The sequence below is a fragment of the Myxococcaceae bacterium JPH2 genome (assembly GCA_016458225.1).
GTDB lineage: Bacteria > Myxococcota > Myxococcia > Myxococcales > Myxococcaceae > Citreicoccus.
Genome location: JAEMGR010000010.1, coordinates 375,686 through 399,850, shown reverse-complemented (window position 1 = coordinate 399,850; position 24,165 = coordinate 375,686). Strand labels below are relative to the sequence as shown.

The window sequence follows — 24,165 nt, the reverse complement described above, 5'->3', positions numbered from 1 at the left end:
GACTGGCCACATCCCTCCGGCATCGGGCGGCCTCCCGAGCCTTGGACCCTGACCGTGAGGCTGGCCTCTCGCTTGCTCTTCTCGCGGACCCGTACCCCCGCGTTGGATCCCACCCCATGTCCTCGAACGAATCAGAACCCGCGCCTCGCCGGCCACGACGTCTCGCCCGCCTGGTGGGCGAGCTGAGCTGGAACCCACCTCCTTGGGCCGCGGGCCTGGGCCGCCGCGTGGTGGCGGGCGCGGGGTGGTTGCGGCGCAATCCCAAGCGCCTGGTGCTCGGGCTCGGGGTGCTGGTGGCGCTGCTCGTCGCGGGCAACGCGGGCTACACGTGGTACCAGAACCGGCCCAAGCCGGTGACCTACTCGGTGTCGTGCACCAGCCCGTCGCCCACGCCCATCGAGGAGCGCGCGCAGCCGGCCGCCATCTCCATCCAGTTCGGCGGCTCGGTCGCGCGGCTGGAGCAGGTGGGCAAGGTCGTCACGGCGGGCATCCGCATGACGCCCGAGATGCCCGGTGAGTGGCGCTGGGCGAACGATCAAATCCTCACCTTCACGCCCTCGTCGGATTGGGCCGTCGGACAGGCCTACAAGGTCGTGCTCGACAAGACGCTCTTCCCCGAGCACGTGCGGCTGGAGACCTACGAGACGGGCTTCGCGTCCGCGCCGTTCACCGCGTCCATCTCCGAGCTGCGCTTCTATGAGGACCCGCGCAACCCGGCCGACAAGCACGTGGTGGCGACGCTCACGTTCAGCCATCCGGTGGATCCGGCCACGCTGGTGCGCAACCTGTCGCTGCGTCCGAAGGACCAGAAGCGCGGGCTCCTCGGCTGGGGCAGCTCCGGTGTTCCCTTCCAGGTGACGTACGACAAGCTGAAGGGGCAGGCCTACGTGCACTCGGAGCCCATGCCCATCCCTGAGAACACCACCGTCCTGGCGCTGACGATGGACGTGGGCGTGCGCGCGGCCCGCGGTGGACCCGCGATGACCGAGGTGCAGACACAGGATGTGTCCGTCCCCGGCATGTTCACGTACTTCCACGTGAACGACGCCAGCGTGGCGCTGGTGCGCAACGAGCGCTTCGAGCCCGAGCAGGTGATGGTGCTCAACCTCACCACGGGCGTCACCGAGCCGGAGCTGCGCAAGAGCCTCTCCGTGTGGGTGCTGCCGAAGGACCTCCCAGCCAAGGACGGGCAGAAGGCCGTGCGCAACTACGCGTGGAGCAGCCCCAGCCTCATCGGGCAGGAGTGGCTGACGCCCGACGCGCTGCTCAAGTTGGATCCGGTGCCCACGGACCGGGAGCAGGCCACGCTGCACAGCTTCCGCGTGCAGGCGGACGTGGGGCGCTACCTGTACGTGCGCGTGAAGAAGGGGACCCGGTCCGCGGGCGGCTACGTGCTGGCCGAGGACTTCAACACGGTGATTCGCGTCCCGGTGTTCCCGCAGGAGGTGAGCATCCTGCACGAGGGCGCGCTGCTCAGCCTCGCGGGGGAGAAGAAGCTGACGGTGCTCGCGCGCGACGTGCCGGCCCTGCGCTTCGAGGTCGGCCGCGTGCTGCCCGGGCAGATCAACCACCTGGTGAGCCAGTCCTACGGCCAGTTCGCCCACCCGATGTTCTCGAACTATGCCTTTGGCGAGGACAACGTGACCGAGCGCTTCTCGGAGGTGCGTCCGCTGGAGGGCGTGGGCCGAGGCAAGGCGCAGTACGCGGCGTTCGACCTGGCGCCCTACCTGAGCGTGGCGAACGATTCGTCCTCGCGCCGTGGCCTCTTCTTCTTCCGCGTGGAGAGCTGGGACCCCGAGGCGAAGCGCGCCATGGGCAAGCAGGACAACCGTCTGGTGCTGGTGACGAACCTGGGCCTGGTGGTGAAGGACAACGCGGATGGCTCGCATGACGTGTTCGTGCAGGGCCTGGACGCGGGCGCTCCTGTGGAGGGGGTCACGGTCAGCGTGCTGGGCCGCAACGGCATCGCCGTGGCGAACGGCACCACGGACGCGCAAGGCCACGCCGCGCTGCCTTCCTTGAATGACTTCGTGCGCGAGCAGCAGCCCACGGTGTACCTGGCGCGCAAGGGGGATGACTTCGCCTTCCTGCCCTATGACCGTGGGGACCGACAGCTCAACTTCAGCCGCTTCGACATCGGCGGGCTCGTGAGCAATGGCACGCCGGATCGCCTCACCGCGTTCATGTTCTCGGACCGAGGGCTGTATCGCCCGGGTGACACGTTCCACGTCGGGATGATGGTGAAGTCCTCGGACTGGAACAGCCCTCCGGTGGGCGTGCCGCTCGAGGTGGAGGTGCTCGATCCGCGCGGCCTGGAGGTGCACAAGCAGAAGGTCGTGGTGTCCGCCGCGGGCCTCGACACGCTCGACTACTCGACCGAGGAGACGTCGCCCACGGGCAACTACCAGGTGAACCTCTACGTGGTGAAGGATCACCACCGTGGCAGCCTGCTGGGGAGCACGTACGTGCGCGTGGAGGAGTTCCTCCCGGACCGCATGCGCATCACCACGCGCTTCAGCGCCGAGCGCGCCGAGGGCTGGGTGTCGCCCAAGGACCTCAAGGGCCGCGTGACGCTGAAGAACCTCTTCGGCATCGCGGCCGCGGGCCGTCGCGTCGCCTCGGAGCTGGTGCTGAGCCCCACGTACCCCAGCTTCCGCGCGTTTCCCGGCTACCAGTTCCGGGATCCGCTCCAGGCGAAGGAGCAGTTCAACGAGCGCCTGGCGGACACCACCACCAACGACGAGGGCGAGGCGGAGGTGGACCTGGGGCTGGAGAAGTACGCCAAGGCGACGTGGCGCCTGTCGTTCCTGGCCGAGGGCTACGAGGCGGAGGGCGGGCGGGGCGTGTCGTCCGAGGCGTCGGTGCTCGTGTCGCCGCTGCCGTACCTGGTGGGCTTCAAGCCGGATGGGAACCTGCGCTTCCTGAGCCAGGGCTCGGACCGGACGGTGGACTTCATCGCGGTGGACCCCTCGCTGAAGAAGCTGGCGGTGAAGGGCCTCAAGGCGCAGCTCGTCGAGCAGCGCTGGGTCTCGGTGCTCACGCAGCAGTCCAATGGCACGTACCAGTACCAGTCCGCGCGCCGCGACTCGGTGGTGCGCACCACGGACCTGCACCTGAGCGAGGCGGGGCTCAAGTTCTCGCTGCCCACCGATCAGCCGGGTGACTTCGTGGTGGTGGTGAAGAACACGGAGGACCTGGAGCTGAGCCGCGTGGAGTACAGCGTCGCCGGCCACGGCAACCTCACGCGCGCGCTGGAGAAGAACGCCGAGCTGGAGGTGAAGCTCAACCGCCCGGACTACGCGGCGGGCGAGGAGATCCAGCTCAACATCAAGGCCCCGTACACCGGTGCGGGCCTCATCACCATCGAGCGCGACCGCGTCTACGCCTGGAAGTGGTTCAAGACGGACGCGACCAGCTCCGTGCAGACCATCCAGCTCCCGGCCGGCATCGAGGGCAACGCGTACGTGAACGTCGCGTTCGTGCGCGCCATGGACTCGCAGGAGATCTTCATGAGCCCGTTGAGCTACGGCGTGGCGGCGTTCTCCGTGAGCCGCGCGAACCGCGTGTTCGACATCCAGGTGGAGAGCCCGGACAAGGCGCGGCCCGGCGAGCCGTATCGCATCAAGTACCGCGGCAATCACAAGGGCAAGGCGGTCCTCTACGCGGTGGACGAGGGCATCCTCCAGGTCGCGAACTATGGGACGCCGGATCCGCTCGCGCACTTCTTCAAGAAGCGGGCGCTGGAGGTGCGCACCTCGCAGATCCTCGACCTGTTGCTGCCCGAGTTCTCCGTGGCGAAGGCGGTCTCCGCGATGGGCGGTGACGCGGAGGGCATGGACGCCATCGGCAAGAACCTGAACCCGTTCAAGCGCAAGCGGGACAAGCCCGTGGCCTATTGGTCCGGCGTGGTGGACATCGACTCGACGGAGCGCGAGCTCGTCTACGCGGTGCCGGACTCCTTCAACGGAGAGCTGCGGGTGATGGCGGTGGCCGTGGCCCCCGAGGCCGTGGGCGCCATGTCCAAGCGCGCCACGATTCGCGGGCCCTTCGTCATCACGCCCAACGTGCCCACCTTCGTCGCGCCCGGGGATGAGTTCTCCGTGGGCGTGGCGGTGGCTAACAGCGTGGAGGGCTCGGGCAAGGGCGCGGAGGTGACGCTGGAGCTCAAGCCGTCCGACCATCTGGAGGTGGTGGATGCGGCCAAACGTCCGCTGAAGATCGACGAGGGACGCGAGGCCAGCACCACCTTCCGAGTGCGCGCGAAGGGGCCGCTGGGCTCCGCGACGCTCGCGTTCACCGCGTCGCTGGGACGCGAGCGCGTGCGCAGCGCGGTGGACCTGAGCGTGCGGCCCGCGGTGCCCTTCCTCACCACGGTGTCGAGCGCGCAGCTCTCAGGCGGTAAGCAGGACCTGGCGGTGAGCCGCAAGCTCCACGACGCCTACCGCACGCTGGAGGTGAGCGCCTCGCCGCTGCCGCTGGGCCTGGCTCGGGGCCTCACGGCGTACCTGGACAAGTATCCCTATGGCTGCACCGAGCAACTCGTCAGCCGCGCCTTCCCGGCGGTGGTGCTCAAGGGTCGGCGTGAGTTCGGGATGGCTCCGCAGACCATCGCGTCCAACTTCGACACCGCGCTGCACACGCTGCGTGGCCGGCAGAACGAGGAGGGCGCCTTCGGCCTCTGGGCGGCCAACTCGTACGCGCCCACGCTGACCAGCGTGTACGCGATGCACTTCCTCACCGACGCGCGGGAGCGCGGCTTCGCGGTGCCCACGGACCTCTTCAACCGCGGCATGACGTGGCTGGGCAACGTGGCGGCTCGTACGCCGTCGACGCTCGCGGAGGCGCGCGCCGTGGCGTATGCGCAGTACATCCTCGCTCGCAACGGGAAGGTGCCCACCCCCCAGGTGAATGCCCTGCGGGAGCGCCTGGACTCGAAGCTGAAGGAGTGGCCGAAGGACCTCACGGCCGCGTACCTCTCCGCGACGTACAAGCTCCTGAAGCAGGAGCGGCAGGCCGAGCAGGCATTGGGCTCGGTGAAGCTGGGGCAAGTGCAGGCGGCGGACTACTCCGCGCTGTACGACGGGCTCGTCTACGACTCGCAGGTCCTCTACCTGCTGTCGCGTCACTTCCCTGAGCGGATCTCTCAGGTGTCGGGTGAGCAGCTCGCGGCGATGGCTCGCCCCATCAGCGAGGAGCGCTTCAACACGCTGTCGTCTTCGTACGCCATCCTGGGGCTGGACGCATACGCGACCGCGCTGGGGGCGCAGGGCACGCCGTCCGCGAGCGGCGTGGCGATGCTGGAGCAGGTGGCCGGCAAACTGCGTCCGCTGACGGTGCCCGAGGGGCTCTTCCCCCGCGTGGCCTTCTCGTCGGACGCCGCGCAGGTCCGCGTGGAGTCCCCCGCGAGCACGCCGCTGTTCGTCCAGGTGACGCAGGCGGGCTACGACCTGGAGACGCCCACGAAGGCCATCCAGCAGCGGCTGGAGGTGCAGCGCGAGCTGCAGACGCTGGATGGCAAGGTCACCCACGAGGCGAAGCTGGGTGAGGAGCTGGAGGTCCACGTGAAGCTGCGGGCCCTCGATGGGGACGTCTCTCACGTCGCCATCACGGACCTTCTGCCCGGTGGCTTCGAGGTGGTGCTGGAGCGCAACCCCGTCGCGTCCGCGTCGGAAGATTCCGAGTCGCACGCGTCGGAAGGCGAGGGAGACGCGGATTCGTCCGAGCAAGAGGGAGCGTCCGAGGAAGGGGAGTCCAACGAGGAGCCGGAGGCCTTCGAGCCGGCGCCGACGTCGACGGGCTTCGTCCCTCCGGTGGGCAGCGACAAGTCGAGCTGGCGTCCGGAGTACGTGGACGTTCGCGAGGACCGGGTCGTCCTCTACGGCTCGGTGGGCCCGACGGTGAGCGAGTACGTGTACCGGGTGAAGGCCACGAACTCCGGCAAGTTCGTCATGCCGCCGGCGTTCGCCGAGGGCATGTATGACCGCGGGGTTCGCGCGCGCTCGGTGGGCGAACAGGTGTCGGTGGTCGCGCCGTGAAGAAGCGGTGGTGGCGTGGGGTTGCAGGGGGGGTGGTGGGGCTGGCGGTGCTGTGGGCCGTCATGCCTCGGCCTCCTCTGCGGGAGGGGCTGGGATTCTCCCAGGCGGTCATGGACCGTCAGGGCCGGCTCCTTCGCCTCACGCTGTCACCGGATGAGAAGTACCGGCTGTGGGTGCCCCTGGCGAGCATCCCGCCGGCCCTCGTGGAGGCCACGCTGCTCCACGAGGATCAGCACTTCCGACAGCACCTCGGCGTGAACCCCGTCGCGGTGGGGCGGGCCATCTGGCGCACGTGGATTCTTCGCGGGCGGCGCGTGGGTGGCTCCACGCTCACGATGCAGTTGGCGCGCATCCGCTACGGCATCGACTCGCGCACGCCCCGAGGGAAGGTCTGGCAGATGGTTCGGGCGCTGCAGCTCGAGTGCACCTGGTCCAAGGACGACATCCTGGAGGCGTATCTCAACCTCGCGCCCTACGGCCGCAACGTGGAGGGCGTGGGCGCGGCGAGCCTCGTGTACTTCGGCAAGGGCGTGGAGAAGCTGTCCCTCGCGGAGTCGCTCACGCTCTCGGTCATCCCGCAGAGTCCCGCGCGCAGAGACCCCACGCGAGACGAGGGCGCGCTCACGGCCGCGCGGCTCCGGCTGTTCGACCGGTGGCTGGAGACACACCCGGGGGACTCGGAGCGCCGGACCGCGTTGTCCGCGCCGCTGAGCGTGCGCGCGCCCGGGGAGCTGCCCTTCCTCGCGCCGCACTTCGTGCAGGCCACGCTGCGCACGTTGCCGGTGGGCTCGGGCGTGATGACGACGTTGGACTTGTCCCTCCAGCGTCAGCTCGAGCGGCACGTGCGCCAGTACATCGAGCGGCGCAAGGCGGTGGGCATCCGCAACGCCGCGGCGATGCTGGTGGACTGGCGCACGCTGGAGGTCCGCGCCGCGGTGGGCTCGGGGGACTTCTTCGACAAGGACATCGAGGGACAGGTGAACGGCACGGAGGCCAAGCGCTCTCCGGGCTCGGCGCTCAAGCCGTTCATCTACGGGCTCGCGTTTGATCAGGGCCTCATCCACCCGCGCACGATGTTGAAGGACACGCCCACGGGCTTCGCGGGCTACGGCCCGGAGAACTTCGACGGCAGCTTCGCGGGGCCGCTGCCCGCGGAGGAGGCGCTGACGCGCAGCCGCAACGTGCCGGCGGTCGCGCTCGCTTCGCGCCTGCGAGCCCCCTCGCTGTACGGCTTCTTGCGGCAGGCGGGCATCACGGGGCTGCGCAGCGAGGAGTTCTATGGCCTGTCCCTCGCGCTGGGCTCGGCCGAGGTGACGATGACGGAGCTGGTGGAGCTGTACGCCATGCTCGCGAACGGTGGCGTGCTGCGACCGCTGCGCCTGGAGGCGGACAGCCCGCGACCCGAAGGCGTGCGGATGCTCAGCGCCGAGGCCAGCTTCCTGGTGCTGGAGGCGCTCAAGGGCGCGAAGCGGCCCGCGCAGACGTACCAGTCCGAGTGGGCTCGCGATGCCGTCCCCGTGGCCTGGAAGACGGGCACATCGATGGGCTACCGCGACGCGTGGTCGGTGGGCGTGGCGGGGCCGTACGTCATCGCGGTCTGGGTGGGCAACTTCAACGGGCGCCCCAATCCCGCCTTCGTCGGTCAGTGGGCCGCGGCGCCGCTCCTGTTCGAGATGGTGGACTCGCTGCGCGCGAAGGACCCCGACATGCACCGTGTGCGCTGGACTCCGCCCGCGGGAGTCAGCCGCGTGTCGGTGTGCGCGCTGTCCGGTGGCATCCCCGGGCCGCACTGTCAGCGGCAGGTGAGCACGTGGTTCATCCCCGGCACTTCGCCCATTCAAGCGTGCGACGTGCATCGGGAGATCTGGGTGGACTCGCGCACGGGAAAGCGCGCGTGTGGTCCGGGGCCCTCGGCCCGCGCGGAGGTGTATGAGTTCTGGTCGTCGGATCTCCTGCGGCTCTTCCAGCGCGCGGGCATCCCTCGCCGCGTGCCCCCGCCCGAGTCCGAGTCCTGCGGCATGGCGCACGCCTCGGCCGAAGGCGTGGCGCCGCAGATCACCACGCCCGAGCAAGGCGTGGACTATGACGTGCGCGCCTCCGCCACCGCGCCGCAGACGGTGCCGCTGGCCGCGGTGACGGACGCGGACGTGCGGCAGGTGTTCTGGTTCGTGGACGAGCAGCTCGTGGGAACCGCGCCGCGCGGTGAGCCCCTGCACTGGGTTGCCAAGCCGGGGACCTATGTCGTCCGGGCCGTGGATGACCGAGGGCGCTCGGACGCGCGCGCACTGCGGGTGCGCCTGGTGCCCTGACGTCGCGGCAGATGTTGGCGGGTGGACAGTCCCGGCTAGCCGCTGTGCGAGCGCATGCCGGCGGCGGCCCCCGCGCGCAGGCGCTCATGGAGCGTCTGCGTGAGGAGGAACCAGAACTGGACATTTCCGAAGCTGAGGATGTCGCCGTCTCGCAGCGTCACCTCGCGTGTGTTCAGGGTGCTGGCGTTGAGGAAGGTTCCGTTGGTGGAGCCGAGGTCCCTCACGGTGCAGCGCTGGGTGTCTTCGCTCCAGCGCAGCTCCGCGTGCAGCTTGGACACGGACGCATCATCCAGGATGAGATCGCAGTCCGGGCGCCGGCCGATGCGCAGCACGTCGGTGGGATGCAGGGGCGGCAGGGTGACGACGCGCAGGTCCTCGAACTCGAAGATGAGGGCCATCATGCCCTGCTCGATTTGCGCGGGCGCGGCCATGGAGGTGGGGGCGAGGACGGCGGAGGAGGGCTCGCCGGGCGGGCGCTGGATGAGTGCGAAGGGCCCCAGTTGCCGCTGGAACGTGCCCACGGGGAGAGAGGCGCCGAGTGCGCGGAGTTCCTGGACGGACAGCACGGCGGGAGCCTAGCGGGTCGCCGGGCGGGCGCACAGCGCGACGGAGCGCGGCACGTACGGCTTTGATTGACCGACTTGGGAGTCGTTCCCTACATTCGGCCTTTCTGGTCGTTGGGGGGCCGGACCTCTCCGGGAGGTTCCGGCCCTCCATGCATTGAACGCATGTGGTGGAAGGAGCGGTGTCGATGAGCAGCGGGAGCGACAACATCCCGATGACCCCCCACGGTCTCCGCAAGCTCAAGGAGGAGCTGAAGCACCTCCAGTCCGTGGAGCGGGGAAAGATCTCCAAGGAGATCGAGGTCGCCCGCGCGCATGGGGACCTCCGCGAGAACGCGGAGTACCACGCGGCGAAGGAGAAGCAGTCGCACATCGAGGGCCGCATCCTGGACCTCAATGACTGGATTGCCCGGGCCGAGGTCATCGACCCCAGCAAGCTCGGGGGCGACAAGGTCGTCTTCGGCGCCACGGTCGTCTTGATGGACACGGAGACGGAGAAGACCGTGACGTACCGCCTGGTGGGCGAGCTGGAGGCCGACCTCAAGAAGCGGTGGATCGCGGTGACGTCCCCCGTGGCCCGCGCCATCATCAGCAAGCGGGTGGGCGACGTCGCCACGGTACAGAGCCCGGGCGGGGTCCGCGAGTTGGAGGTCCAGGAGATCCGCTTCGAGGAACCGCAGGACGACGCGGCGCCCAGCGAGGGCTGATGCTCGGTTCGCAGGGCTTTTGCCGGGGGAGTGGGCCCAGGCTCGCTCCCCCGGTTTCGTTTGCTGTGAGACGTCACCCCCGCTCCGTAGGATGGGCACCAGGAACCGCGTGAACCATCCGCTTGCCAGCCTCGTCGGGCCGCTGCGCTACGCCTGCCAGCGCGACTTCGCCCAGCTCGCCATCGTCCGGGACTTGCGCACCCTCATGGAGCGCGCCCTGGCCGGAGCGAGCGGCGTGGACGCGGCGGCCGTCGCGCACCTGCGCGCGGCCTTGCCCTACGTGGATCCGCCCACGCCGCCGGAGCGGCGCAAGAGCGCGCTGCGCCAGGTGGTCGCGGCGTTGAAGCAGAGCGGCGTGGTGCTGCCCGCCGAGCTGGAGCCCCTCACGCAAGACGCAGGGCGCGCCGCGCCGCGACAGCAGGAGGTGCCGCCCGGGTACGTGCCCACGTGGAGGTCCACGGCTCCGGTGCCGGATCCGCATTCTGCCGGCGCGACGCGGGCAAGCCCGAGTGCCTCGCGAACAGGGCAGGGCAGGGCACCTGGGCATTCCGCATCTCCACGTGAGGAGCACACCTCGCGAGGGAACGTGTCGTTCCCGCACCTGGGAGATGGGACTGCCCCCGCGCGTGCGGGCACGCCGCCCATGCGCGACGAGCGCGCGGATCCGTCGATGCGTTCCCGCGCTGCGCCCATGCGCGATGAGCGGCCGAGTCCCGCGATGCGTTCGGGGGCCGCGAGTGCGCGCGAAGGGGTCTTGAACTCCCTCAGCCCTCCGACTCCTGGACCTGCGCGCACCCGTTCGGCGGCTCCTTCCAACGTGCCGCTGGGCTCGGGTGTCGGCTCCACTTCGCCGACGTCGCGCGCGGCTGCTCAGGCCCGACAGGGCGCGACCGCTTCCCGCGAAGTGCTCGCGCTCACTCCGGTGGGCAAGTCGGGCGCGAAGGCGTCCGCGGCCGGGAGCACGGCGTCGAAGGCCGAGGCGACCCGGACGCGCAAGAAGAAGCGCGCGGTGGGCGCGGAGGCTTCTCGGTCCGAGGCGAAGCTGCTGTCCATCGCGCCGCGCTCGGGTCCGCTGTCCTCGCCGCTGAATACGCTGGGCAAGCGCCTGGGGCCTCGTCTCGTGTCGGCGCTGGACAAGAAGGGGCTTCGTCGCATGGGCGACATCCTCTTCCTGCTGCCTCGCTGCTACGAGGACCGCCGTCGACTCAAGACGATCGCCGAGCTGGTTCCTGGCGAGCGCGGCGTCACGGTGGGCACCGTCAAGCTCGCGGAGTTCGCTCCGAGTCGGCAGGGCAAGCGGATGTTCAAGGCGGTCGTGGGAGATCGCTCGGGCACCATCGCGGCCACGTACTTCCATGCCGGGCCCTGGCTGAAGAGTCGCTTCACCGTGGGCAAGCAGATCGTCCTCTCCGGCGAGGTGCGCGCCTCCATGAACGGCCGGGAGATGGCGCACCCGGAGATCGAACCGGCCGAGGGGCTGGAGTCCACCACCTCCGTGCACTTCCACCGCATCGTGCCCATCTACCCGGGCTTCGAGCGCGGCGAGCAGCGCTCGTTCCGAGAGGTGGCCTCGCGGGTCAGCGAGCAGCACGCGCATCACCTGGAGGAGCCGCTTCCTCCCGAGCTCCGTCGGCGCATGCACCTGATGGGGCTGCCGGACGCGCTGCGCTTCATCCACTTCCCGCCCGAGGACGCGGACCTGGAGGCGCTCGATGCGCACCAGAGCCCCGCGCACCGACGACTCGCGTTCGACGAGCTGTTCTTCCTTCAGCTCGGTATGGCCCTCAAGCGCCAGGGCGTGAAGGCCGAGGAGGGGATCCGCTTCGACGTGTCCCCCGAGCGGCTGGCGAAGGCGCAGGGCGCGCTGCCCTTTCAGCTCACCGGAGCCCAGGCCCGCGTGGTGGAGGAGCTGTCGCGCGACATGGCTCGGCCCGAGCCGATGACGCGGCTGGTGCAGGGCGACGTGGGCAGCGGCAAGACGGCGGTGGCGCTCGTCGCCGCGATGGTGGCGTTGCAGGACGGCTACCAGGTGGCGGTGATGGCGCCCACCGAGATTCTCGCGGAGCAGCATGAGCGCACGTTCCGCCGCGTGCTGGAGCCCCTGGGCTTCAAGGTCGGGCTGGTGAGCGCGGCGGGCACGGCGAAGCACAAGCGGCAGATCCGCGAAGCCCTCGCGGCCGGCGAGCTGCACCTCGCGGTGGGCACGCACGCCCTTATCGAGGGCGGGGTGTCGTTCCAGCGACTGGGGCTCGTGGTCATCGACGAGCAGCACCGCTTCGGTGTGCTGCAGCGCCACTCGCTGATGAGCAAGGGTCTCACTCCGGACGTGCTGGTGATGACGGCCACGCCCATTCCGCGCACGCTCGCGATGACGCTGTACGGAGACCTGGATGTCTCCATCATCGATCAGCTCCCCCCGGGCCGAACGCCCATCACCACGCGCGTCTTCAACGACAAGCAGCGAGCCCGCGTGTACGAGGCCGTGTCCGCCGAGCTGGCCAAGGGGCATCAGGCCTACGTCGTCTATCCGCTGGTGGAGGAGTCCGAGAAGCTCGACCTGGAGGACGCCACGCGGGGCGCGGAGAAGCTCTCGAAGATATTCCCCGAGGCGCGCGTGGGCCTGCTGCACGGGCGCATGAAGGCCGAGGAGAAGGACGCCGTCATGGCGGCGTTCCGAGAGAAGGAGCTGCACCTCCTCGTGTGCACCACCGTGGTCGAGGTCGGCGTGGACGTGCCCAACGCCTCGGTGATGGTGGTGGAGTCCGCAGAGCGCTTCGGCCTCTCGCAGCTCCACCAGCTTCGCGGGCGGGTGGGGCGAGGCGCCGCGGCCAGCTTCTGTTTCCTGGTGGCCGGAAGCGCCCGCTCCTGGGAGTCCACCGAGCGACTGGCCGTCATGGAGGGCAGCAGCGACGGCTTCGTCATCGCGGAGAAGGACCTGGAGATTCGCGGGCCCGGTGAGTTCCTCGGCACACGGCAGAGCGGCCTGCCGGAGCTGGCGGTGGCGAACCTCGCGCGCGACAGCGACCTCTTGTCCCTGGCGCAGCAGGAAGCCCGGCGCATCTTGGAGAAAGACCCCGAGCTGAAGTCCGCGGAGAACCAGGGGCTCGTGAAGGCGCTCGAGGAGCGGTGGGAAGGCCGGTTGGCGCTCGCGCGGGTCGGATAGCGGCCCGCCCACACTGAGCAGAGGGCGTGGTTAACCTAGGGGTATGGGAGACCAGGAGCGCGCCGAGTATCTGGCGCGACAGGGCATTCAGGATCGCCGGGTGTTGGAGGCCATCGCCCACCTGCGCCGCGCGGAGTTCGTTCCGGAATACGAGCGAGCCCGTGCCGACGCGGACGCGCCGCTGTCCATCGGTCACGGACAGACCATCAGTCAGCCGTACATCGTCGCGCTGATGACCCAGGCCCTGCGCCTCGAGGGGCACGAGCGCGTCCTGGAGATCGGCACCGGCTCTGGCTACCAGACGGCGGTGCTCGCGCAGCTCTGTCGCGAGGTCTTCACGGTGGAGCTGTTGCCGGACTTGTCGCGCTCGGCTCAGGGGCTGCTCACCCGGCTGGGCTTCCAGAACATCGCGTACCGCGTGGGCGATGGCACGCGAGGCTGGCCCGAGGAGGCGCCCTTCGACGCCATCCTGGCCACCGCCGCGCCGGAAGAGGTGCCGTCCGCCCTCTTGGCCCAACTCACGCGAGGCGGGCGCATGGTCATCCCGGTCGGCCCCGTGCACGGCGCACAGGAGCTGCTGCGCATCCACCGAGGCGCGCCGGGCACGCTGCCCCACGTGGAGCACCTGCTGCCAGTGCGCTTCGTCCCCATGGTGGAAACGACCCCACTTTGACAACGGAGGGGAATGGGCGGCGAGATCGCTTCATGACCCCACTCACCGACAAGTCGCCCGCCGAGGTGGTGCCCGTCCGGTACGACCCCGCGCAGCACTTCGAGCAGGTCCAGAGCTGGTACGCCCACCGCAACGAGGTGCTCACCCCGGATGCGCTGCCGCGCGTGGGCTTCATCGTCCCGGGCAAGGCGGCCGGGTTCCTCTACCAGACGGACAGCTCGGTGGCGTGGATTGAGGGGCTCGTGGCCTCACCCTCGCTGAGCAAGGCCGAGCGCCTCGGGGTGGTGGACGCCATCGTCGTGGCCGTGTGCGAGGAGTCGCGCAAGCTCGGCTTCAAGACACTCCTGGGCTACACGGTGCTGGATGTGGTGGTGGAGCGCGCGAAGCGCCTCGGGTTCGGCCACGTGGGCGGCGGCTTCCACCTCGTGGCGCTGGGGCTGACCCCTCCCACCTGAGGGCCTCGGGCCGGCGCGAGCCCCCTCGCATGCCCCCCGAGGGCACCCTGGGGTGCGTTGCCCCAGGGCAAGGCCGCCGATAACGTGCCATGCCATGATCATCTGCCCGGTCTGCGACCACGTTCAGCCTCAAGGCGACGAGTGTGAAACCTGCGGCAAGCGGTTTCCCGTCGTCAACCTGACCGAGGCGCCCCCCGTGCAGACGCTGCCGGAGCTGGAGCTGACGCACCACGCCAACGGGCGCGTCACGGTGGAGACGGCCCCGCTGCCCGAGTTGGATCTGACGCGGCTGCGCTCGGGGCCGGACCTCCCCGCGATGGTGGTGCCGGACCTGGAGCTGACGCGGACCGGCGACACGGGCGCGGTTCCGGTCGCGCCGATGACAGACCTGGACACCGGCCGCGCCGAGGATGACGGCGTGAGGACGGCGGCGCCGGTGGGCGCGGTGGTGTGCCGCTATTGCAAGCACGTGCAGTCGGAGGGCCTATTGTGCGACCGCTGTGGCATGCGCCTGCCGAGGGCGCGCATCGCGGCGACTGCGGCGCCGACCCGAGCGGCGGAAGGCGACTGGCTGGCTTGTCCCGTGTGCCACACGCCGACGCGACCGGGGCGCACCTGCACCGAGTGTGGCGCGCGCGTGCAGGCGGAGGCGTGAGCACGGCCATGCACGCGGACTACGCATGCAGTGAGGGCTGCGGGTTTCGCGCCTCCCTGCTCGACATCGTCTATCGCTGCCCTCGGTGCGGCAGCTTGCTGGAAGTGGCGCACGACCTGGACGCGCTTCGGGCGACGCCCGCCGCCGAGTGGAAGCGCCGCTTCGAGAGTCGCTTCGGCGCGGCGCGGATTCCGGATGCCTCGGGCGTGTGGGGCAAGCGCGAGTGGGCGTATCCGCAGTTGCCCGTCGAGGACATCGTGTCGCTGGGCGAAGGGCGCGTGCCGCTCAAGGCGCTGCCGCGCATGGCCTCGGAGCTGGGGCTCGGCGCGCTGGACTTGATGGAGTGCGGCGTCTCGCCCACGGGCAGCTTCAAGGACTGGGGCATGACGGTCCTGGTGTCCGCGGTGAAGCACCTGCGCTCGCGTGGCGTGCCCGTGCGCGCGGTGGCGTGCGCGTCCACGGGCGACACCTCCGCGGCGCTGGCGGCCTACTGCGCGGCGGCGGGCATCCCCGCGGTGGTCTTCCTTCCGAGGGACAAGGTGTCGCTCGCGCAGCTCGTGCAGCCCATCGCGAATGGGGCGCGCGTCTTGTCGCTCGACACGGACTTCGACGGCTGCATGCGGCTGGTGCAGGCGGTGACGGCGGACACGGGGCTGTACCTGGCCAACTCGATGAACTCGCTGCGCATCGAGGGGCAGAAGATGATCGCCGTGGAGCTGTGCCAGGACCTGGGCTGGGACCCGCCGGACTGGGTGGTGATTCCGGGCGGCAACCTGGGCAACGCCAGCGCCCTGGGCCGCGGCTTCGAGCTGATGCTGTCGCTGGGCCTCATCACCCGTCGTCCGCGCATCGCGGTGGCGCAGGCGCAGCGGGCCAACCCGTTCGCGCGCGCCTTCCGAGGCGGGTTCCGCGAGCTGGTCCCGATGCAGGCCGAGCACACCCTGGCGTCCGCCATCCAGATTGGCAACCCGGTGTCGTTCCGGCGCGCGGTGCGGATGCTCCAGGCCTTCGAGGGCGTGGTGGAAGAGGCCACCGAGTCCGAGCTGGCGAACGCGGCCGCGCGGGCCGACCGCGAGGGCACCTTCGCGTGTCCTCAGACGGGCGTGGCGCTCGCGGCGGTGGAGAAGCTGGTGGCGCGCGGCGTGATTGCGCGAGACGCGCGCGTGGCGGTCATCTCCACGGCGCACGGCCTGAAGTTCGCGGACTTCAAGGTGGGCTACCACCGCTCGGCGCTGGCCGACGTGGCGAGCGCCCACGCGAATCCGCCGGTGAACCTGCCGGCGGAGTTGAACGCGGTGAAGGCCGCGCTCGCGGACCTCAGCTGACCTGGAGCGGGACGCGCGAGTCGATGGTGAGGCCGAACCCGGCCAGCCCTCGATAGGTCATGTCCGTGTTGCTCATCAGGCGCATGGAGCGCACGCCCAGGTCCGTGAGGATCTGGCAGCCCATGCCCAGGTCACGCGACTCGTGCGGGCCCCGACCGGAGTGCGGGCTGCTGCCGTCGGTGTTGCGCTTGTGGTGGATGCCGAAGTCGTCGCCGTGCATGCCCGGCAGGTACACGAGCACGCCCGTGCCCTCGCGCGCGATGGTGGCGAGCGATTGATCGAGCAGCTGGTGGCACTGGCAGGTCGGCGAGCCGAACACGTCACCCAGCGCGCAGGCGGCGTGCAGGCGCACGAGCGGGTGCGGCTGGCGGCTCGGGTCGCCCTTCACCAGGACGAGCGACTTCACGCCATCGGGCATCCACGAGTAGGTGAGGGCGGTGAACTCGCCGTGGCGCGTGGTGACGGTGTGCTGTCCCGGCTCGCGGCGGACCAGCTTGTCCTTGCGGCGGCGGTACTCGATGAGGTCCGCGATGGTGATGACGGACAGGCGGTGCTCGCGCGCGAAGGCCTTCAGGTCCGGCATGCGCTGCATGGTGCCGTCGTCCTTGACCAGCTCGCAGAGGATGCCCGAGGGCTCGAAGCCCGCCAGCCGCGACAGGTCCACGGTGGCCTCGGTGTGGCCCGCGCGGCGCAGCACGCCGCCCTCGCGGTAGCGCAGCGGGAAGATGTGGCCGGGGCGCAGGAAGTCGTCCGCCTGGCTGGCCGGATTGACGAGGGCGCGGATGGTCGCGGCGCGGTCCACGGCGGAGACGCCCGTGGTGGTGCCGTGCCGGTAGTCCACGGACACGGTGAAGGCGGTGCGGTGCGACTCGGTGTTCTCCGCCACCATCTGCGGCAGCCGCAGGGCGTCCAGCCGCTCGGCGAGCATGGGCATGCAGATGATGCCGCTGGTGTGGCGGACCATGAAGGCGATGTGCTCGGGGGTGACCTTCTCGGCCGCCATGATGAGGTCGCCCTCGTTCTCGCGGTCCTCATCGTCCGCGACGACGACGAACTTGCCGTCCCGGATGTCTCGGATGGCGTCCTCGATGGTGGACAGCTCGGTATCGTGGCTCATGCGGATGGTTAGCCAGGGAGTCAGGGGTGTGCTGCGAGAATCGCGTGGCATGTAGCGTTTGCGATCCACGCTGGCAAGCCGCGTCATGGAGGCCTGCCCTGCTGGGGAAATGGGAGGGATGAGCCAGGGTGCGGCTCGGCTGCTTGGCCGCCCTGCCAGGCCGTGGGCCGGGCGAGCTGACTCGACGTCGTCCCGGGGGTGGGCTAGGGTGCCCGGTCCCGTGAACGCTGACACTCAGGACCTGCGGGCCCGGCTCGACCTGCTTCAGGAGAGCCTGGCGACCCGCCAGAGCACCACCCATTTCGCCCACACGGGCGTGTCCACCATCGCCGCGCTGTTGATTGGCGGCGCCTCCGCGAAGCTCTTCCATGACTCGCTGCGAACGCCGCTGCTGGCCTACGGCGCCGCGGTGCTCGCGCTGGCGCTGGTGGTGTACGGCCTGCGCAACTACTGGAAGGGGCGGGCGGCGCTGGCGGATGAGCTCAAGCGCTTCGAGGCGCTGCTGGAGCTGCGCAGCCGGCTGAGCCTGGACAACCCCGCGGCGCTGCTCCCGCGATGAGCGGCGCGCGGAAGACGGCGGCCCGGCGCGGGACGTTCATCGTCCTGGAGGGCCTGGATGGCGCGGGCACCACCACCCAGACAGAGCGCCTGGCGTCCGCGCTGCGGGCGGATGGGCACGCGGTGGTGACGACGCGCGAGCCCTCCGACGGCCCGCTGGGCACGCTGATCCGTCAGGCGCTGACGGGGCGGCTGGGCCTGCCGCACGGCGCTGGGCCGCTGGCGCCCGAGACGCTGGCGCTCCTCTTCGCCGCGGACCGCACGGACCACCTGAAGGCGCGCGTGCTGCCCGCGCTGGACGAGGGCAAGGTCGTCCTGTGCGACCGCTACGTCCTGTCGTCGCTGGCCTATCAGGGCGCGAGCCTGCCCATGGCCTGGGTCGAGACGATCAACGCGTTCGCGGTGCCGCCGGACCTGACGCTCTTCGTCGGCGTGGCGCCCGAAGTCGCGGCGCGGCGCAGGGCCTCGCGTGGTGGCCCGGCCGAACTCTTCGAAGCGGACGAGGCGCAGCGGCGCATCGCGCGTCAGTACCTCGCGGCGATTCGTCGGCGGCAGAAGCGTGAGCGCATCGTGCGTATCGACGGCGAGCTGTCAGTGGAAGCCGTGACGGAGGCGTCGCTGGTGGAGATTCGCAAGGTGCTGGGCCGCAAGCGCGTGCGCTAGAGTCCGGGGCCTCATGGAGCGCACCGGCGCATCAGCGGTCATCATCGGCAACGAGGTCCTCACCGCGAAGGTGAAGGACGAGAACGGGCCCCTCCTCATCCGCAGGCTGCGGGAGGTGGGGATTCCGTTGCGCTCGGTGGAGATCGTCCTCGACGAGGTGGACGCCATCGTCGACGCCGTGTCTCGCGCGCGCCTGCGCTCCCGCTACGTCTTCACCAGCGGCGGCATCGGCCCCACGCACGATGACGTGACGGTGCGCGCGGTGGCGCTCGCCATGGGCCGCCCCGTCGTGCGCCTGCCGGAGATGGTGGAGCTGCTTCACCAGTGGGCGCCCAACGGGAAGGTGACGCCCGAGGGCATGCGGCTCGCGGATGCGCCCGAGGGCACGGTGCTCCTGCCGCAAGAGGGCACGTGGTTCCCCGTCATGTCCGTGGATGACGTGTACCTGCTGCCCGGGGTGCCGCAGCTCTTCAAGATGCAGGTGGAGACGGTGCTGTCGCGCCTGCGCGGCACGCCCGTGCACCTGGTGAACCTCTTCCTGCGCCTGGGCGAGAGCGAGCTGGCGGGGGTGCTGGACCGCGTGGCGCTCGACATGCCGCACGTGGCGCTGGGCTCGTATCCGGTGTTCGACCAGGGGCTGGACTACCGGGTGAAGATCACCGTGGAGGCCACCGACCGCGCCCACGTCGAGGATGCCGTGGGGCGGTTGGTGCGGGGCCTTCCGGCCCACGCCGTGGTGCGGCGGGAGTAGGGCCTACAGGCCCAGGCCCAGCCGCTGGCGCAGCCGGAAGAAGTCATCGGTCAGCACCCAGCCAAGCAGCGTGCGCAGGTCCTCGCGCTCGCGCACGGCCTGGATCAGCGGCTCGGTGGAGTCCTGGCGCGTTCCGGCGAAGTTGGGGTCCTCGCGCAGCACCAGCGTGAGCGCGACCGAGGCATCGCCGCACATCAGGAGTCCCGCGCGGTCCGCGGAGAATCCGAGCGCGTCCACCACGGGGCGCAGGTCGACGCGCGGGGCATCACCCAGTGACTGCGCGGGTCCCTCCAGCGCCTTGATCGCCTTGCGCGAGAAGGCCTTGCGCAGCTGCTTCACCAGTTCGTCGTTCTTGCGACCGAGCGCGCTGAACTGCGGCGCGTGCACGCGGATGGCGCTGCCGAACAGGTCCGCCGTCTCGCCCTGGGACAGCTTGGTGAGCACCGCGGTCTTGTTCATCAGGCCCAGCACGGCCTTGCCGATGAGGAACTTCTGCTCGCGCGCGTTGAAGCGGCGCACCACGTCCTGGCCCACGCAGATGGACAGGGGCTCGGTCGTCTCCGGCTGCATGAGTCCGCGCCGGGCCTGGTACACCTCGAACTCCTCCACGCCGAACACCTGCGCCACCGCGCGGATGGCCTTCACCACCGCGGAGTCCGCCTTCAGCTTGTCCGTCTTGGGGTTGACCCCGAGCATCTCGAACTGCGGCGGATACACCTTGCTGAGCTGGTCGCCCATCGCGCGGAGCACCTCCACCAGCGGACCGCGCGCGGCGGGGTGCATGAGGCCGGTGTCCACGTCCGACTCGGTGAGCTGGTCGCGCGCCTCTTGCGGCAGGCGGCTGCGGCCCTCGGCATAGAAGGCCATCTCCACTTCGTTGGCCCCGCGCAGGAACTGCAGGACGGCGGAGACGCAGAAGGCCTTGTCGTGCTGCTTGAGGCCCTCCCACAGTCGGAAGAGCGCGTGCAGGCTGTCCAGCCGGACGGGGTCCTGCCGGAGGATCTGCCGGTGCTCCTCGATGGCCAGCGGGATGCTGGTGGTGTCGCGGGCGTACAGGTCCGCGAGGGCCGTGCGCGCCGCGAGGTTGGTGGGCTCCAGCTCCACCACCTGCCGGTACAGCGTCGTGGCCCGCGCGGGCTCTTGCAGCGGCCCGGCGTACAGGTCCGCCACCCGAGCGCGCAACACGAGCGCCCGCTTGAGGTCCGTGGACGCCGCGAGCTGCGCCTGCGCCTCGAGGACCTGCGCCAGCTCCGGCAGGTTGCGGGCCCGCTCGTAGAGGACGGCGAGCTTGTCCACCAGGGACGCGTCGCCCGGGGTCAGCTCCAGCGCCTTGCGGTACAGGAGCGTGGCCGTCGTCGCGTCGCCCAGCCCTTCGTCATGGATGCGCGCCAGCTCGATGGTGAAGCGCGCGCGTCCGTCCGCCGGCAGGTCCTGCTCCAGGAGCTTGCGCAGGCAGTCCACCGCGCCCGAGTAGTTGCGGCCCTGCGCGTAGACCGTCGCGAGTCGCTCCAGCGCCTCCGGGTGACGGGGCAGGGTGCCCAGCGCCGTCTGCAGGTGCGCCGCCGCGCGGCCTGGATCCCCCAGGTGCGTCTGGTACAGCGCGCCCAGCGTGAGGTGGTGCTGCGCGAGCAGGCGCGGATCCCCGCCCTGCTGCACGCGCTGGCTGAGCATCACCGCCGCCTCGGCGTACTGGTGCGCCTCGAGCAGCAAGGTCCCGCGCGTCTCGAGCGCGTCGGGGTAGCCCGGCTTGGCGATCAGCGCGCGCTCCAGCAGCGCCAGCGAGCGCGAGCGATCTCCCAGCGCCACGTTGTGCAGCCGCGCCGCCGTGACGAAGGCCGCCGCGGCCGCCTCGTTGTCGCGCTGGGCCAGCCGTGCCTCGGCGCGCCGCTCATGCAGGGCCGCCAGGTCGGACGAGCCGCCGCGCTGCGCGAGCAGCTCCTCCAGGCCCGCCGCCGCACCCGGGTGCAGGGCATCGCGCTCCAGGGCCTGCCGGTACAGCGCCGCGGCGGTGTCGGTGTCATTCAGCTTGGTGGCGGACAGCTTCGCCGCGGCGACGAACGCCTCGATGGCGCTCTTGGGGTCGCGGCTGGCGCGAGCCTCGGCCTCCAGGGCCGCGCGGGCGGTCGCGAAGTCATTGCGACGCAGGGCCGCGCGCCGTGCACCCTGCAGCGCGGGCAGACACTGCGGCTGCAGCTCCAGGGCCTGACGGTAGAGCGCGGAGGCCTGGGCGATGTCGTTGAGCTTGCCCTCCGCCAGCTCCGCGGCGCGCAGCAGCAGCTCCAGCGCCTCGGTGGGCTCGGTGGTGACGGCGAGCCGCATGGCGAACAGGCGCGACAGGCCCGCCGCGTCGCCGGCTTGTCGCAGGGCGCGCTCCAGCGCGAAGGCGAGGCGCGCGTCCGTGGGGTCCGCGTCGAAGGCGCGCTGATACACCTCGGCGGTGCGCTCGGTGGGGCCCTTGTCGGTGTCCGCGGCGGCCAGGAGGCGCAGCGCGTGGGACAGGCGCGGGTCGGTGACGCGCTCGGCGATGCGGCCCCGCAGCTCGGCGCGGCGCGGACGGTCCGAGGCGCGAATGCGCTCCAACATCGTCAGGCCCGTCAGGTTGCCCGGATCCAGGTTCAGCACAGCCTCGCAGCACTGCGCGGCGCGTGCGGGCTCCTGGAAGCGATCCAGGTAGAGCCGCGCCAGCTTCAGGTAGGCCGTCACCTTGGCCGCCGGCGTCTGGCCCACCTGGGTCGCGCGATCCAACACGGCGACCAGCTCCTTGGTGTTGTCCTGGGCCACATACAAGCGCTCCAGCGCGCGCAGCGTGGCTGCGTGTCCGGGCGTCAGGCGCAGCACTTCCTGGTAGCCCTCGATGGCCAGCTCCGGCCGCGCGAGCTGATCCTCCCAGATGGCGGCGGCCTGGAAGAGGGCGTTGGCGCGCTCGGACGGATCCGTGCGGTTGGCGGCCTCGGCGCGCAGCACTTCCACCAGGCTCTCCCAGGCGCCATGCGTCCGGTAGATGCGCGCGAGCGCACGCAGGGCCGGGAAGTAGCTCGGCGCCAGCATCAGCGCCTCCTGGTACGAGGCGATGGCCTCGTTCTCCTGCTTCAGCCGGTGCTCGTACAGCTCACCAATCTTGTAGATGAGCGCGGCGGCCTGCTCGGTGGACGGAGAGATCTCCGACTCCGCCCGGTACATGTCGATGAGCTTCTCCCACCGGGTGTCCTGCGCGTACAGCCGGCCCAGGGCCTTGAGCGCGGGCAGGTACGAGGGGGACAGCGCGAGCACGCGCTCGTACGCGACGATGGCGCCGCCGCGGTCCTTCAGGTTCTCGTCGAGGATCTCCGCGTTGCGGTGCAGCAGCGACAGCACCTGCTTGGTGTCGCCCGCCAGCGACGCCTCCAGGTCGTGCGTCTCCAGCAGCTCGCGGTAGCGCCCCGCCCGCTCATGCAGGCGCGCGAGGTTGCGGATGGTGGGCAGGTGATCCGACGCGAGATCGAGGATGCGCTTCATGCACTCGATGGCGTGGTCCAGGTCGCCCAGGCGGTCCTCATAGATGACCGCCATCTTGTTGAGCGTGGTGATGAGCTGATCCCGATCGCTCGTCTGGAGCAGGTCCTGCTCGTACATCGAGACCAGCTCGGCGAAGCGACCCTGGCGCTCGTAGAGGCGGGTGAGGGCCTTCTGCGCGGGGAGGTAGCCGGGCTGCAACTGGAGGCACGCGTTGTAGCGGGCGATGGCGTCCTCCTGCCGGCCCAGGCGCTCCTCGAGGATCTCCGCGGCCTTGTACATGCGCGCGGCCTTGCCTTTGGCGTCCTCGGCGGCGGTGACCTCGGCGTCGAACACGCCGACGAGGCCCTCCCAGTTCTGCATGCGGTAGTACAGCTTGCCCAGGCCCGCGAGCGCCGCGGCGTGGCCGGGGATGCGCGCGACGATGGCCTGATAGCGCGCCGCCGCGTCCTGCTCGCGCTTGAGGTCGTCCTCGTAGAGCGCGGCGAGCCGCAGGTTGATGGCGACCAGCTCGCTCTCGTCGCTGATGGATCCGACCCACGCGAGCAGCACGTCGGACAGCTCCTCGAAGCGGCCCTGCGTCTCGTAGATGCCGGCCAGGGCGCTGAGCACCAGCGGCTCGTTGGGCCCCACGCGCCGCGCGGCCAGGAGCGCCGCCAGGGCGTCATCCTTGCGGTCCAGGCGGTCATACACCTTGGCGATCTGCAGGTACGCGGGAGCCGCCTGCGTGCCCAGCGACTCGGCCTCGGCCACGAGCGCGGCGAGCAGCTCGTCGGTGCGCCCCTCGCGCTCGGCCAGACGCTTGACGGCGGCGAGCAGCAGCGCGTCCGAGCGGTCCAACGCGAACGCCTCGCGGAAGAGGGCGGCCGCGCCCTCGCGCTGCTTGAGGCGCTCCTCCATCACCAGGCCCGCGGCCGTCAGGTAGTGCGCGCGCAGCGACGGCGGCACCACGGCCGAGGCCAGCAGCCGGTACACCTCCACCAGCGCGGCGGCGTCGTTGCGCGACGCATAGACGGACTCGAGCTGCGTGAGGATGCCCAGGTCCGTGGGCCGGCGCTCCAGGCACTGGCGCAGCGACTCGGCCGCGTCGGCCTCGCGCGACAGGCGCTCCTCCTGGATGACGCCCTTCTCGTAGAGGAGCGCGGCTTGATGGCGGGCGTCATCGCTGGCGATGAGTTCCGCGTCGAGGAGCTGCACCACCATCTGCCAGTTGCCCACGTCCGCGAAGAGGCGGCGCGCGGCCCGGATGTTGGCCAGGAACCGGGGCGCCATCTTGTAGGCGTTCTGGAAGGCCACCGCCGCGTTGCGCGGGTTCTTCAGCGGCTCTTCCCAGAGCAGGCCCACCTCGTGGAAGAGGAGCGACGCGGTCTGCGGATCCGTCGAGGCGACCGCCTTGGCCTCGCGCTCCAGCGACGCGATGCGCTCCCGGGCGTCGTCCTCGACGCTGGCGGGCGTGGCCGCGGGAAGGGTCGTCACCGCCTGGGCGAGCGCCTCGGTCGCGCTGGCGGGCCGGACAGACTCGGGCCGCTGCGGCGCGGCAGGGGCGGGCCGCGTGACGTCGTTGTTCTCGCTCATGGGAAGCGGGCTCCAGAGACGGAAGAAAGCTTGAGGGGGACTGGCCGAGGGTCGTAACACGCGCTCGGCCGGTCTCTCAACTTCCCGACTTCCTTGGGGATTCAGGGTGCCTGCCCGCCCAGGA

General features: G+C 70.6%; 14 protein-coding genes. 11 read left to right on the top strand and 3 right to left on the bottom strand.

The window, feature by feature from the left end:
• The first annotated feature begins 116 nt into the window (after window positions 1-116).
• Both JGU66_19055 and pbpC read left to right on the top strand, forming a co-directional pair.
• Window positions 117-6,035: an alpha-2-macroglobulin family protein gene (locus JGU66_19055; protein ID MBJ6762867.1), complete on the top strand. Its 5,919-nt coding sequence runs from the start codon at window positions 117-119 to the stop codon at window positions 6,033-6,035.
• Window positions 6,032-8,344, top strand: coding sequence for a penicillin-binding protein 1C (gene pbpC / locus JGU66_19050; protein MBJ6762866.1), 2,313 nt, complete (start codon window positions 6,032-6,034; stop codon window positions 8,342-8,344). The genes JGU66_19055 and pbpC overlap by 4 nt, the downstream gene beginning before the upstream one ends.
• A gap of 35 nt (window positions 8,345-8,379) precedes the next feature.
• Here the strand turns inward: pbpC and JGU66_19045 are convergent, their stop codons facing one another.
• On the bottom strand, window positions 8,380-8,910 hold the full coding sequence (locus tag JGU66_19045) for an FHA domain-containing protein (protein ID MBJ6762865.1): 531 nt from the start codon (window positions 8,908-8,910) through the stop codon (window positions 8,380-8,382).
• A gap of 185 nt (window positions 8,911-9,095) precedes the next feature.
• Here JGU66_19045 and greA point away from each other — a divergent pair, with 185 nt between their 5' ends.
• From greA to thrC, 6 genes are all read left to right on the top strand, one after another.
• Window positions 9,096-9,614 (top strand): transcription elongation factor GreA, encoded by a 519-nt coding sequence (gene greA, locus JGU66_19040; GenBank protein ID MBJ6762864.1) that lies wholly within the window; start codon window positions 9,096-9,098, stop codon window positions 9,612-9,614.
• Between the two features lie 109 nt (window positions 9,615-9,723).
• Entirely contained in the window at window positions 9,724-12,777 is a 3,054-nt protein-coding gene (recG, locus tag JGU66_19035) for an ATP-dependent DNA helicase RecG (protein ID MBJ6762863.1), read from the top strand.
• A gap of 43 nt (window positions 12,778-12,820) precedes the next feature.
• The gene (locus JGU66_19030) at window positions 12,821-13,450 is read left to right on the top strand and encodes a protein-L-isoaspartate(D-aspartate) O-methyltransferase (protein MBJ6762862.1); all 630 of its coding nucleotides are present in this window, start codon (window positions 12,821-12,823) and stop codon (window positions 13,448-13,450) included.
• Between the two features lie 65 nt (window positions 13,451-13,515).
• Window positions 13,516-13,905, top strand: a complete 390-nt coding sequence (locus JGU66_19025) for a hypothetical protein (protein ID MBJ6762861.1) — start codon at window positions 13,516-13,518, stop codon at window positions 13,903-13,905.
• Window positions 13,906-13,999: 94 nt separating this feature from the next.
• Window positions 14,000-14,560, top strand: a complete 561-nt coding sequence (locus tag JGU66_19020; protein MBJ6762860.1) for a hypothetical protein — start codon at window positions 14,000-14,002, stop codon at window positions 14,558-14,560.
• 8 nt (window positions 14,561-14,568) lie between these two features.
• Window positions 14,569-15,885, top strand: a complete 1,317-nt coding sequence (thrC, locus tag JGU66_19015; protein ID MBJ6762859.1) for a threonine synthase — start codon at window positions 14,569-14,571, stop codon at window positions 15,883-15,885.
• On the opposite strand, the gene ribB is transcribed toward thrC, so the two are convergent.
• The gene (ribB, locus tag JGU66_19010; GenBank protein MBJ6762858.1) at window positions 15,878-17,002 is read right to left on the bottom strand and encodes a 3,4-dihydroxy-2-butanone-4-phosphate synthase; all 1,125 of its coding nucleotides are present in this window, start codon (window positions 17,000-17,002) and stop codon (window positions 15,878-15,880) included. The genes thrC and ribB overlap by 8 nt on opposite strands.
• Before the next feature lie 220 nt (window positions 17,003-17,222).
• Between ribB and JGU66_19005 the strand changes: the two genes are divergently transcribed.
• The 3 genes from JGU66_19005 to JGU66_18995 are packed head-to-tail and all read left to right on the top strand — an operon-like array spanning window position 17,223 to window position 18,974.
• On the top strand, window positions 17,223-17,561 hold the full coding sequence (locus JGU66_19005) for a hypothetical protein (protein MBJ6762857.1): 339 nt from the start codon (window positions 17,223-17,225) through the stop codon (window positions 17,559-17,561).
• Window positions 17,558-18,223, top strand: a complete 666-nt coding sequence (tmk, locus tag JGU66_19000) for a dTMP kinase (GenBank protein ID MBJ6762856.1) — start codon at window positions 17,558-17,560, stop codon at window positions 18,221-18,223. The genes JGU66_19005 and tmk overlap by 4 nt, the downstream gene beginning before the upstream one ends.
• Window positions 18,224-18,236: 13 nt before the next feature.
• Window positions 18,237-18,974: a competence/damage-inducible protein A gene (locus JGU66_18995; GenBank protein ID MBJ6762855.1), complete on the top strand. Its 738-nt coding sequence runs from the start codon at window positions 18,237-18,239 to the stop codon at window positions 18,972-18,974.
• A gap of 3 nt (window positions 18,975-18,977) precedes the next feature.
• On the opposite strand, the gene JGU66_18990 is transcribed toward JGU66_18995, so the two are convergent.
• Window positions 18,978-24,041, bottom strand: a complete 5,064-nt coding sequence (locus JGU66_18990) for a tetratricopeptide repeat protein (GenBank protein ID MBJ6762854.1) — start codon at window positions 24,039-24,041, stop codon at window positions 18,978-18,980.
• Window positions 24,042-24,165 lie beyond the last annotated feature (124 nt).